Origin of the sequence: Geminicoccus flavidas (genome assembly GCF_009806515.1) — a bacterium.
GTDB classification, from domain to species: Bacteria; Pseudomonadota; Alphaproteobacteria; order Geminicoccales; family Geminicoccaceae; genus Geminicoccus; species Geminicoccus flavidus.
On the sequence record NZ_WUJP01000740.1, the window covers coordinates 1 to 11287 of the forward strand.

12 protein-coding genes are annotated in these 11287 nt (G+C 68.2%); 6 read left to right on the forward strand and 6 right to left on the reverse strand.

Annotated features, from left to right (window positions below; all coding sequences use genetic code 11):
• From EQG76_RS21225 to EQG76_RS21240, 4 genes are all read right to left on the reverse strand, one after another.
• Positions 1-310, reverse strand: a 310-nt coding sequence (locus EQG76_RS21225) for a Wzz/FepE/Etk N-terminal domain-containing protein (RefSeq protein ID WP_235031490.1), incomplete at its 3' end; no start/stop codon positions are given.
• A 283-nt stretch (positions 311-593) separates the two neighbouring features.
• Positions 594-1367 carry an extracellular solute-binding protein gene (locus tag EQG76_RS21230; protein WP_159716334.1) on the reverse strand — a complete coding sequence of 258 codons (774 nt, stop codon included), beginning with the start codon at positions 1365-1367 and terminating at the stop codon, positions 594-596.
• 150 nt (positions 1368-1517) lie between these two features.
• Positions 1518-1655, reverse strand: coding sequence for a hypothetical protein (locus EQG76_RS21235; protein WP_159716325.1), 138 nt, complete (start codon positions 1653-1655; stop codon positions 1518-1520).
• A gap of 282 nt (positions 1656-1937) precedes the next feature.
• A complete protein-coding gene (locus tag EQG76_RS21240; RefSeq protein ID WP_159716326.1) occupies positions 1938-2405 on the reverse strand; it encodes a YcgN family cysteine cluster protein in 468 nt (155 codons plus the stop codon).
• A gap of 180 nt (positions 2406-2585) precedes the next feature.
• Here EQG76_RS21240 and EQG76_RS21245 point away from each other — a divergent pair, with 180 nt between their 5' ends.
• Both EQG76_RS21245 and EQG76_RS21250 read left to right on the forward strand, forming a co-directional pair.
• Positions 2586-2756: a hypothetical protein gene (locus EQG76_RS21245; protein ID WP_159716327.1), complete on the forward strand. Its 171-nt coding sequence runs from the start codon at positions 2586-2588 to the stop codon at positions 2754-2756.
• The gene (locus EQG76_RS21250; RefSeq protein ID WP_235031489.1) at positions 2753-3751 is read left to right on the forward strand and encodes a replication initiator protein A; all 999 of its coding nucleotides are present in this window, start codon (positions 2753-2755) and stop codon (positions 3749-3751) included. The genes EQG76_RS21245 and EQG76_RS21250 overlap by 4 nt, the downstream gene beginning before the upstream one ends.
• Positions 3752-4548: 797 nt before the next feature.
• Here the strand turns inward: EQG76_RS21250 and EQG76_RS21255 are convergent.
• Complete coding sequence (locus tag EQG76_RS21255; protein WP_235031491.1) at positions 4549-4884, reverse strand: STAS domain-containing protein; 336 nt, start codon at positions 4882-4884, stop codon at positions 4549-4551.
• A 44-nt stretch (positions 4885-4928) separates the two neighbouring features.
• Positions 4929-5858, reverse strand: coding sequence for a formyltransferase family protein (locus EQG76_RS21260; RefSeq protein ID WP_159716329.1), 930 nt, complete (start codon positions 5856-5858; stop codon positions 4929-4931).
• A gap of 190 nt (positions 5859-6048) precedes the next feature.
• Here EQG76_RS21260 and EQG76_RS21265 point away from each other — a divergent pair, with 190 nt between their 5' ends.
• The 4 genes from EQG76_RS21265 to EQG76_RS21280 all read left to right on the forward strand — a co-directional run.
• Positions 6049-6819: a hypothetical protein gene (locus tag EQG76_RS21265; protein WP_159716330.1), complete on the forward strand. Its 771-nt coding sequence runs from the start codon at positions 6049-6051 to the stop codon at positions 6817-6819.
• Positions 6816-8993, forward strand: a complete 2178-nt coding sequence (locus EQG76_RS21270) for an MFS transporter (protein WP_159716331.1) — start codon at positions 6816-6818, stop codon at positions 8991-8993. The genes EQG76_RS21265 and EQG76_RS21270 overlap by 4 nt, the downstream gene beginning before the upstream one ends.
• Positions 8990-10000 carry an ABC transporter substrate binding protein gene (locus tag EQG76_RS21275; protein WP_159716332.1) on the forward strand — a complete coding sequence of 337 codons (1011 nt, stop codon included), beginning with the start codon at positions 8990-8992 and terminating at the stop codon, positions 9998-10000. Before EQG76_RS21270 ends, EQG76_RS21275 begins: the two co-directional genes overlap by 4 nt.
• A 1-nt stretch (position 10001) precedes the next feature.
• On the forward strand, positions 10002-11287 hold a 1286-nt coding region (locus tag EQG76_RS21280; RefSeq protein ID WP_159716333.1), incomplete at its 3' end, for a hypothetical protein.

An 11287-nucleotide genomic window follows, 5' to 3' on the forward strand; every position in this document is an offset into this window, starting at 1 on the left:
CGCGGATCTGTGTCTCAACCGTGGTCGGGTTCGCGTCCAGTCCGGCCGCGACCTGCTCCATGTTGACCACGTTGGAACTCTGGCCCTGGACTACCACCATGGCCTTGGCGGTGTATTTCTTGGTCATCGACAGGCCAGCCAACCCGGCCAGCCCGGTGCCCAGGACCACGATGCCGATGATCATCGCCTTGCGGCGCCACAGGGTCGCTGCCAGTTGGCCAAGATTCGGCCCGTCGGCCTCGCCCTCATAGTCGGTCGGCCGGTAGGCGACCTGGTTCTGCGGAGGATAGCGATACTGGTCGTCGGCCATGATCACGGTCACATCACGTCAGGGGTGGCTCGGCGCCCGGTCAGGCACGCGGAAGCGTGATCGGATGCTGATGGAACGTGATCGAGGAAACCCGAAACAAGACGCACCCAAGCTACCCGTGTAGCCCGGCAAGCCCTCTTCTGCTGCGTTTCCGATCGAGTCAGCGTTCGCTGCACTGCACCCAAAGCAGTCCATAACAGCGAAACGCTATGGCGGGGAAGAGTGTTGTAGTCGACCCACCTGCGGCGATGTCGCCCATCGAAACAACCTTTTCGCTCTCCGGTTAAGAACAGGATCGAGCCACCGGTACCGGATGGCTCGGCAGTTGAACCACAGTCCTGATGGCCCCGGGCCTCAGGCAGCCGTGTACTTCTCCACGTATTCCGCCCGCACCGGATTGAACCAGGGCGTCACCATCGGACACCACCACAGATTGTCGACAGCACCCTCGGGGTAGGCGGCATCGAACGCGCGCCTTGGCCTCCGGCTGGAGCAGTGGCACGACCTCCGCGATCACGCTGTCATAGCCGGACTGGCTGGCCATCGCCGCGCCCATGTCCGCCCGATACATGTGGTTGATGAAGGCATAGGCGCCCTCGACATTCTCGGCCCCGGTCGGAATCGACATGCCGTCGAGCCAGGCGAACCCGCCCTCCTTGGGCATGAGATATTTGACGGGCCCGCCCGATGTCCGGCTGAGCACGATGCCCGGCCCGTTCCAGGTGAGGCCGATGACGCAGCCGTCCTGGTTGAATGCGGTGTACTGGTCGCCGGCGCTATTCCAGAACTTCTTGATGTTCTTCTTCATCTCGATCGCGACCGGCAGGATCTGGTCGAGGATCTTGCGGGAGGTCTCCTCGTCCTTGCAGGCATCGAGCATGTCGTTGGACTGCAGCCGCACCGTGGCCTCGCCGACCATCTCGGGCCGCCACAGATCGCCCAGCGGCAGCGTGCCATAGCTCGTCTGGAACCCGCTGCTGTCGTAGGTCATACCCTCCGTGTCCCAGTTGAAGGGCAGAATATAGCGCTTGCCACGATAGTTACCGCCAAGGTCGATCGACCTCTCTTAGATCGAGGGATAGATGACCTCGATGTCGATCTTGCTCTCGTCCAGCGGCTGGAGCAGGTCGCCCACATCATACCATTGCGGGCCCTCGGTGGTGGTCGGCATGATCAGGTCGAAGCCGGCACCGCCAGACGCTTTCAGCTAGTTGAACAGCTCGTCGTTGCTGCCGAACTTGGACAGCTCGATCTCGAGCCCGGTCTCCTTTTGGAAGCTGTCGATCACGTCCGGATAGATATAGTCCGACCAGACATAGACCTTCCTCGCCCGCGGCCGCGGCATGCCGGCTGACCCAGGGTGCTGCCACGGCGGCCATCCCGGCGCCCAGCCAGCCTGCCCAGCTCCCGCCGGCGCCAGCTCCGCACCGCCTCGATCGTGCTGCTCGCCTCGGTCATGGTGCGCAACTATCCCCGATCAATCGGGTGGGCGCGACCATGGACAGCGACATGCGGGCAGAGCGCCCGCCATGGTGAGAAATGTCCTGATGCAGCCAGAGCCGATCGAGACCGCATCGGGGGTACGACACGACGGCTCCGGCCAATCGCACGGACCGCGCCGGAGTGTTCAGTCCTCGGCCTCGCCCTGGGCGCTCCAGTCGACCTCGTCCTCGCTCACGAGCATCCCCAGCATGGACGGGCCTTCCTCATGGACGCGCTGCCGGTCGCCGCAGACCAGGTGATGCCATTCGGGCAGATCGTAGCCATGCGCCACCAGCCGGTAGGCGCAACTGTGCGGCAGCCAGGTGAGCTCGTAGACGTTCTCCGGCGTGATCGCGACGCAGTCCGGGACGCGCCGGTGGCGATTACGGTAGTCGCTGCAGCGATTGGTGCACAGGTCGAGGAGGCGGCAGGCGACGTCGCTCAAGGCCAGTTCGCCCGTGTCCTCATCCTCCACCCGGATCTGGCAGCACAGGCCGCAGCCGTCGCAGAGTGACTCCCATTCCTTGGGTGTCAGCTCGTCCAGGCTCTTGGTGCGCCAGAACGATGCCGGCGCGCCGGTCCCGGCCTGGTTGGCGCGGCTGCGGCGGCGCATCGCCGATCCCATCGAAAGTTTCGTTCCCGCCCGAGGTGGCGACTGCCGAAGCGTTCGACAACCATGCATGAACTCGCCTGATGCGGGAGTGGACAGGCTCCGGCGAACTGCCGTAAGTACGTGCCTATGGCACCAGCAGCTCCGCCGCCCCAGGGCGGGCCACCCGATCGCAAGCTCACTGTGTTGTTGCCGGCCGACGTGCTCCGGCAGTTGCGCACCCGGGTCGCCGAGGACGATACCACCATGCGCGCGCTGGTCCTGGATGCGCTGGCGCGGGCCGGGTACCGGGTCGATGCGGCCGAGATCCGCGACCGGCGCCGCCCGGAGAGCCGCGACGGGGAGCGCCGATGATTCGGAACATCGTCCACATGGTGCCGCGTGCTGCCGAGGCCGAGGGAGGTGCCACGGGACGTGAGCCGGCCGAGGAGGCGGCCAGCACCGCCCGGGCCAGGCGGCGGCTCGCCGCGGACGGCGATGGTGCCGGCACGGGCCGGCAGGTGGACCTGTTCCTCGACAGCCTGATCAGCGCGCCGTTCAAGGACGACCGGGCGCTGATGGAGTTCCCGTTCTTCTCCTTACAGAAGACGCCGCGCACGAAGCCCATGATCTATGACGACGGCAAGGTGCGGGTGGAGATCCGGCCAGGCGACCGCGGCATCGCCACGATCTGGGACAAGGACGTCCTGATCTACCTGGCCTCGATCATCAACGACCGGATCGAGCGCGGCATGCCGGTGGAGAAGACCGTGCGCTTCAACGCGCATAACCTCCTGCAGGTGACCGGCCGCGGCTCGGGCAAGCGGGCCTATGAACTGCTGCTGGACGCGATCTACCGGCTGCGCTCCACCACCATCGTCACCACCATCGAATCGCAGGACATCAAGGAGCGCCGCGGCTTCGGCTGGATCGAGACCTTCCGCGTGCTGGAGAAGAAGACCCGCACCGGCAAGAAGATCATGGCCGGCTGCGAGATCACCCTCAACGACTGGATGTTTCGAGCCATCGTCAAGGATCGCCGCGTCCTGACGATCAGCCCGGAGTATTTCCAGATCAGCATGGGGCTCAAACGCCGGCTCTACGAGCTGGCCCGCAAGCATTGCGGCTCCCAGTCGCGCTGGGTGATCTCGCTGCCCAAGCTAATCGACAAGTGCGGCTCGGTGATGGAGGCGCGCTTCTTCAAGCCGCAATTGCGCAAGATCGTCGAGGACGACGACCTGCCCGACTACCACATCGCGATCAATTTCGATCCGGCCGACCGGCAGGCGGTCGAGCATGATGGGTTCGACGGGCGCCGCTGGGCCTCCAACGAGCGGCTGCTGGTGGTGTTCTCGCCGCGGGCCGGCTGACGGCTCGGTACTTCGTCCACGTCCTCGCCTGGCCTGATTCGGTACTTCGTTCACACGTCGGCGGTGCGACGCCTGCAGGAACCTTGTGGTTCAGGCCCCGCCTGCGTGAACGATGTACCGAACTTCGGTACATCGTTCACGGATGGCTGGCGCCGGATCGGTACTTCATTCACGCGGCCACGGGGATCAGCCTCGGTACTTCGTTCACACAAGCCGGGAATCCGGCCACGGGCGGGCTGGAGATCGCCGCCGGACGGCTGGTCGGTGGGCTGCCAAGCGTGGCGCCGGCGAGCTAAGGTCCCGCGGTCCAGGTGAACGAAGTACCGTATGAGGCGACGGCGACCGGCAGGACGCGGGCATCGGGCGGCCGAAGCTCGGTACTTCACCCACATAGGTGCGGAAGTTCGCGTGGCGCCCGCTCGGTACTTCATCCACGCGACGTCGGTACTTCGTCCACGGGGCCGCTCGGTACATCATTCACCGTAACCCGGTACATCATTCACAGAAACCGTTGCTAACCAATTGAATTTCGTAGGCTTCGCGGCACTCTAACTTTCTAACTCCTAATATATATCTTAACTCTCTAACGGGCCAGGCCGCCTGGAGGTGCCCGTACGACGACATGTTCAGGTCCGTGGCGGAGCGGGCCTTACTCGAGAGCGCTCAGTCCTTCCGGACCCGCAGGAAGCCCGCGCAGTGCTGCTGCAGTCCGACCCAGGCGTGGTCCATGATCCGGATATGCGGCATCCGGCGATCCGTCATGATGCAATCCGCCAGGCTGTTCTGATGCAGGCCGATCAGGTGGCGGCCGCTGCCAGGGCCTGATCCAGGCTGGGCTCGACCCGAACGATCCGGTCGAACCCGGTCATCTTCAGGATCTGCGCCACCGCATCGCTAGGGCTCGCAAGCACGAAGCTGCCGTCCCTGCCGTGCCGCCGCGCCGCCACCAAGAACACCCGCAGCCCGGCCGAGGAAACGTAGCGGATCTGGCTGAGGTCGAGCACGATCCGCCGGCAGCCGTTCTCGGCATGGCTGGCAAGCTCCGCTTCCAGCTGTCCACAGGATGCAGCGTTGAGGTCGCCTGCCGGGCTCACCACCAGGACCTCGCCCTTGAGCACGCTGCTCAGCTCCATCACCGACCGCCACTCCTGCGCTGCCTGCGGCACCCAACCATGCCTCATCCTTCCGCAGTAAGGCGCGCGCGTCCAGCCGCCTCGACCGGCAGGGCCGCCACTACCAGCTCGTCGACCCGCAGATCTGCCGCCAGACCCAGCAGGCGACGCAGGTCCAGGGCGTACTCTTCGACATCGTAGAGCCGCAGCCCGGCTTCAGCGAAGGCCATGAACTCGTCCGGCTCCGGCAGGCCGAAATAGCTCATCCGCTCCGGGTCCTGCGGCCGGGCACAGAGCGGCTGGCCTGCCGCCAGACGCGCCACGGCCGCCAGGATCGCCGGCACGCCCGTCTCGTAGGCGCGCAGCACATGCCAGAGCATCGAGCGCCCGCTGACGACCGGCATGGGCTGCACGGTCACGACCGGGCCGGTGTCGATGCCGGCATCCACTCGGTGCAGCGTAACGCCGATCTCCGGCCGCCCCAGCCTCATCTGGCGGAAGATCGCGAACAGCCCGCCGAACCCGGGCAGCGGCCCGGGGTGGAGATTGAGGATGCCGTGGCGGGGCAGGTCCAGCATGGGCTGGCGGAACACCAGGCTGAAGCGGATCGACAGGACCAGGTCCGGCCGGAATTGGGATGCGCCTTCGAAGCCGTCGCCCGTATTGATCCGCCTGATGGTACCGACCTGGATCGCCAGCTCCCTGCCGAGGCGCTCGAAGCTGCGCAGCCCCGGCCCGGCGGGTGCTGCGGCTTCCACCAGGGGCAGGAGGACCGAGAGCGGCAGGTCGCGTTCGAGCAGCTTGAGGACGGCGAGATCCGGCAGGTGCCGCTCGGCCGGCCGCACCCGCTCGGTGAGCAGCACCTCGACATCGTGCCGCTCGGCCAGCGCCGGCAGCAGCCGGTTCATCGCGATCAGGCTCGGAAGATCCGCCTTGGTGCAGACCAGGATGCGCACGTCGCCCTTGTCTCGCCTTTGCGCCGTTACCGCACTCAACTCAAGGAACGATCCGCGCCCGCCCCCATCGCTTGAAGTAGTGAACAGGTAGCCAGTATGGTTTTGCGTGTCCATGCGAAGCGACCGCCGTGAGACCTCGCGTCCTGTGGCGGAGGTCCCGCGGATCGGAGGCTTCTCCGCATGGGTGCCGCAATGCGACGCCCGGGGACGCTGCCCAGCGGAGATACTGATGTTTTCCGGAACTTCCCTGGTCGGCCGTCTCGCACTCACCGCCTTCGTTCTCGTGCTGGCCAGCCTGCTGCTTTCCGCGGCGCTCAACCTGCTGAAGTTCCACCGCGTCGTGCAGCAGAAGGAGCAGGCCCGCTTCGAGTTCCTCGCCAACGATCTGGCCGCGGCCATCCAGGACGGCATGCGCATCGGCCTGCCGCTCAGCGCATTGCGCTCGATCCAGCCGCTGATCGACCGGCGGCGGACGGTCGACCGGCTGATCGACTGGGTCGTGGTGTTCGACGATGCCGGTCGCCGTCTCTACAGCACCGACCGCGGCGCCGCCTCCGATCAGCCAGTGCCGGACGCGTGGCGGGCTGCGGTGCGTGCGCGGCAGGATGAGGTCATCGGCCCGCGCCGCCTGGACGTGCCGGTGATCGTCGTGCCGCTCACCAACCTGTTCGACCAGCCGGTGGGCGGCCTAGCGCTCGGCTACAGCGGGGCCGGCATCGAGCGCACCATGGTCGCGATCCGTGTCATCCTGGGCCAGGCGATCCTGGAGGCGAGCGTGCCGGCGGCGATCGTGCTGATCCTGGGCATCGCCCTGGTGATGCACCGCTCCCGGCGGCAGATGCAGGCCAGCACCCACGCGATCATGGATGCGATCGGCGGCTCGGTGCTGCACAAGTCGGGCAGGGCGGCCCCGCCGGATCCGGTCGCCGCGATCGCGCAGGAAACGCTGGCCCGGCTGCACGGGGCCGAGGCGCGCATCGAGAAGGCGGACGTGTCGTGATCGCGCAGGGGAGCAAGCCATCGGCCGCGAGCCGGGCACCCGCGGTGGCCAGCGGCCGGGAGAGCGCCGCCCTGATCCTCCTGGTCGTGGCCGTGCTGGTCCTGGCGACCCTCTATGTCGCCAACCGTGCGCTGGACGCGTTCAACCGTGAGCTGCTCCCGCTGATGGACCGCGAGGCCGAGGCGGTATCCAGCTCGATCGCGGCGACGATCGAGCGCGCCCTGGCGCTGGGCATTCCTGCGGACCGACTGGTCGAGGTCGATCCGTTCCTGGACGAGTTCCGCCGCCAGCTGCCGAGCCTGGGCTACGTGGCGCTGCTCGACCACGATGGCAGGCTGATGCACGGGGTGGGGCCGGAGCTGCCCGCCTTCGAAGCGATGCTGGCGGCCGGGCGGGTGCTCAAGCCGGATCTCGGCCTGGTGCAGGCCCAGCCGGACCCGGACGGCGACCTCGCCGGCCGCTCGATCAGCACGAGCCTGGACGGGATCCGCGACACGGCCTGGCCGATCGTGGTGCCGGGCCAGGAGGCGCTGGTCCTCCATATCGGTTCCTCCAGCCGCGCCTATGATGCCCAGATCGCCGATGTCCGCTGGGACATCTGGATCGTGCTGCTGGTCTCGGTGCTCGCCACCTACGAAATCCTGATCTTCCTCCTGGCGCGGTCCGCCGAGGCGCCGATGACATTGCTCGGGCGTGCGGTCGACCGGGTGGCAGGGGGCGACTGGACCCGGACGGTGGCGGTGATCGGGTCGGATGAGAGCCGTCAGGTGTTGCGCACCTTCAACCTGGCGGTGCGCACGGTGAACGAGGCTTTCGCGCGCCTGTCCTGGAAGGCCGAGGAGGTCGCGCGCGAGGGCAGGGAGGCGGCGGAGCGGATCGCGCGGGAGATCGGGGCCCTCACCGAGCGGCACCGCTTCGCGCCCGGCCACCTGGCCCGGATGACCGCCCTGCCGGGGGCGGTGATGGCGCGCACGCCCCTGTTCATCTTCGTGTTCGCTGAGCAGTTGCCCACCTCGTTCATGCCGCTCTATGCGGGCTCGCTCTATTCCCGGTTCTCCTGGCTCGATCCGGCGGTCGCGATCGGCCTGCCGCTTTCGGCCTTCGTGGTGGCGGTGGCGGTGGCCACGCCCTTCGGCGGCTGGTGGGTCGGGAGGATCGGCAGCCGCAACGTGTTCCTGCTGGGCGCCCTGCCGGCGGTGCTGGGCCACGTGCTGGCCGGCCTGGCTTCGGACCTCACCATGCTGATCGCGGCACGGGTGATCGCCGCGATCGGCTATGCGCTGGTGACGATCGCCTGCCAGCATCATCTCGTGCAGGTCGCCAGTCTCGGCCGCCAGGCCGGCAGCCTCGCCGTGTTCGTGCTGGCCGTGGTCACCGGTACCATCTGTGGCATGGCGATCGGCGCGGTGGTGGCCGACCGGCTGGGCTTCACCAGCACATTCATGGTCGCCGGTGGCTTGGTGGTGGTGGCGGCCCTCCTGGCCGGCTGGGTGCTTCCCGCCGACCATGACGCAGCACCTGCCCGCCCGGCCGCCAATGGCGGCTCAGCCTGGCTGATGGCGCTGCGCGCCCCCCGGTTCCTCGCCATCGTGATCCTGGCGGCCATCCCGGCCAAGATCGCGCTGAACGGCATGGTCTACTATCTGGCACCGCTCTATCTGGCGCAGGCCGAGATCACCCTGCCGGCGATCGGCCGGACCATCATGATGTATTCGATCGGGATGCTGGTGGCGATCCGGGTTGGTGCGTGGCTGGCGGACCGCCGTCGCCTCTACCTGATGCCGCTGGCGCTGATGGGGCTCCTGCCGGCAGCGGGTGCGCTGCTCCTGCCCTGGCAGGACCCGGCGGCGGGCATGCTGATCGCAGTGACCGCGCTGGGGATCGGCCATGGCCTGGGCAGCGCGCCGATGCTGGCGGCCGTGCCCGCCCTCTGCCCGGGCCCGGACGGACGGCGTCAGGCGGCCCTGCTGCTGGGCTTCCTGCGCAGCGCCGAACGGGTCGGCAGCATGCTGGGGCCGATGATCGCGGCAACCCTGCTCGCGACCACCGGGCCCACCGGCGCGGCGCTGTGGCTGGGGCTGATCCCGGGTGCCGCGGCGATCCTGCTGGTCCTGGCCGGCTGGCTGTTGCCGGGGCGCGGGCTGGTGCCGGCCGTCGATGGAGGCGGGCGATGAGCCGGGTTCTGCTCGGGCGGCGCGGTCTGCTGGCCGGCGGGCTCGGTATCGGGCTGGCGGCCGGCCGTCCGGCACGGGCGCAGCAGCGTCCGTGGCGGATCATGATGATCACCTGGCGCGGCTGGGAGGACGCCTGCCAGGGCTTCGCCGACTACTTCAGCGAGCGGAACGTCCCGGTGGAGCTGATCCTGCGGGATGCCGGGCAGTCGGCGGCGACAGTCACCCGCCACGTCGCGGAGGCCAAGGCGACCCGGCCGGACCTAGTCTATCTCTGGGGCACCACCACGGCCATGGTGGCGCTCGGGCCCTACGACGCGCTCGACCCCGCGATTCACCTGGCCGACGAGATCCCGGCCGTGTTCAACATCGTCACCGAGCCGGTGTGGAACAAGATCGTGCCGTCGCTGGAGCGGCCGTCCCGCCGTGCCACCGGCACCCTCTACATCACCGCGATGGAACAGCAGCTCGCCACGCTCGCGACCTACCGGCCGTTCCGCTCGATGGGCATCACCTACAGTCCGATCGAGGGCAATTCCCGCGCGGTGGTGGAGTTGCTGGGCCAGGAGGCGAAGCGCACCGGTTTCGAGCTGATCGACCGGCCAGTGCCGCTGGACGATGCAGGCAAGCCGATCGCCGCGGCCCTGCCCGGCAAGGTCGCCGAGATCGCGCGGGCCGGTGCCGAATGGCTGTACATAGCACCGGACAGCTTCCTGAACGGCAACAAGCTGCCGCTGACCCAGGCGGCACTGGATGCCGGCCTGCCAAGCTTCACCTCGACCGAGCCCTACATCCTGCAGGCGCATGCCTTGTTCGGCCTGGTGAGCCGCTATTATGCGGTCGGCCAGTTCACCGCGTTCAAGGCCGAGCAGATCCTGAACGGGGCGGAGCCCGCCACGATTGCGGTGGAACCGCTGGCCCGCTTCTCGCTGATCGTGAACGTCCAGACCGCCAAGCGGCTGGAGTTCTATCCGCCCTTGTCCCTGCTGCGCTTCGCGGAGACCGTCTAGCATGCTGCTGCGGATCCGCCTGGTCCTCGTGGTCCTGCTGGTGATCGCCGTGATCACCGGCTTGGTCGCCGCCGCTGCCACCATCATCGCCGAGCGGGTCGGGCGCGACGCCAACCGCACCGAGCGTACCGCGCAGCTCAAGGTCTGGGAGGTCACGGTGCGGGCCGAGGCCGGGCCCTTGCTGCAGCTCCTGCGGGAGCTCACCGGCGATGCGGCCTTCCGTGAGTCGATGGAGCTGGGCGACCGCCTGGCTGCCACCGATCGCCTGACCGAGCAGGTCGATGCGCTCGACCGGCACCTGTTCGAGCGGATCGACCTGATCGGCCCGGATGGCCAGCTCCTGTGGACCAGCCTCGGCCATGGGGAGGATCGCGCCATGGTCGACGTGCGCCGCCTGGCCCCGGAGGCACGCGCGGGCGAGGGAACCTGGGTCGGGCTGCAGTCCGAGGCCGGCGGCGGGCTGGCGCCGACGGTGGTCTCGGCCCTGCCCGGGGGACATCTGGCGATCAGCCGGCCGCTGGGCCCGACGCTGAAGGCCTTTGCCGATACCTATGGCGGCAATGCCTACCTGATGTCCGCCGACACGGCGCGGATCGCTTCCACGGACGAGCGGGCTTGGCCGGACCTGGAGGCGGCCTATCGGTCCGGCGACATCGACCCGGTGATCGGGGACGTGGACGGTCGGGTGCACAAGGCGCGCAGCGTCGAGATCTACGACCTGAGCGGCTCGCCGGCAGGCTGGCTGATCGCGCTGCGCGACGTCACCGCCGAGCGCGAGCAGCGCTGGCTGGTGACCAGCACCACGATCGTGAGCTGCGGCCTGATCCTCCTGATCGTGGTCGGCATGCTCTATGGCTGGCTGCGCCACAACCTGCTGCCTCTGGAAGAGCTGGCCCTGGTGGTCAAGGCGGTGGCGAGCGGCAACCTGCTGCTGTCACCCGACCCGCCGCGCCGGGCCGACGAGGTGGGCGGCATTGCCCAGGCGGTGGGCGTGCTCCGCGAAGGGGCCATCGCGCTGGAGCAGATCCGCTTCCGGCAGTCGCGTGAGCGTCGCCGCTCCGAGGCGATGATCCGCCAGAAGATGCAGGAGCTGGCAGCGACGCTGGATGCGCCGGCACGGGCTGAGCTGGAGCATGACCTGGCCCGGATCGAGGCGGAGAGCCAAGCAGGCGAGGGCGAGGCGGGTGGCGCCAAACCGCTCGCGGTGGCCTTCCAGCACATGACCGGCCGGGTGCTGGCCCAGTACCAGGAGCTGTCCCGCCTCCTGGCCGAGCGGACTCGGGACCT

Excerpts from the sequence above, each read along its gene's own strand:
- EQG76_RS21275 (WP_159716332.1), top strand. The coding sequence starts at position 8,990 with ATGAGCCGGGTTCTGCTCGGGCGGCGCGGTCTGCTGGCCGGCGGGCTC.
- EQG76_RS21240 (WP_159716326.1), bottom strand. The coding sequence starts at position 2,405 with ATGCGCCGCCGCAGCCGCGCCAACCAGGCCGGGACCGGCGCGCCGGCA.
- EQG76_RS21250 (WP_235031489.1), top strand. The coding sequence starts at position 2,753 with ATGATTCGGAACATCGTCCACATGGTGCCGCGTGCTGCCGAGGCCGAG.
- EQG76_RS21265 (WP_159716330.1), top strand. The coding sequence starts at position 6,049 with ATGTTTTCCGGAACTTCCCTGGTCGGCCGTCTCGCACTCACCGCCTTC.
- EQG76_RS21235 (WP_159716325.1), bottom strand. The coding sequence starts at position 1,655 with ATGCCGCGGCCGCGGGCGAGGAAGGTCTATGTCTGGTCGGACTATATC.
- EQG76_RS21255 (WP_235031491.1), bottom strand. The coding sequence starts at position 4,884 with ATGGAGCTGAGCAGCGTGCTCAAGGGCGAGGTCCTGGTGGTGAGCCCG.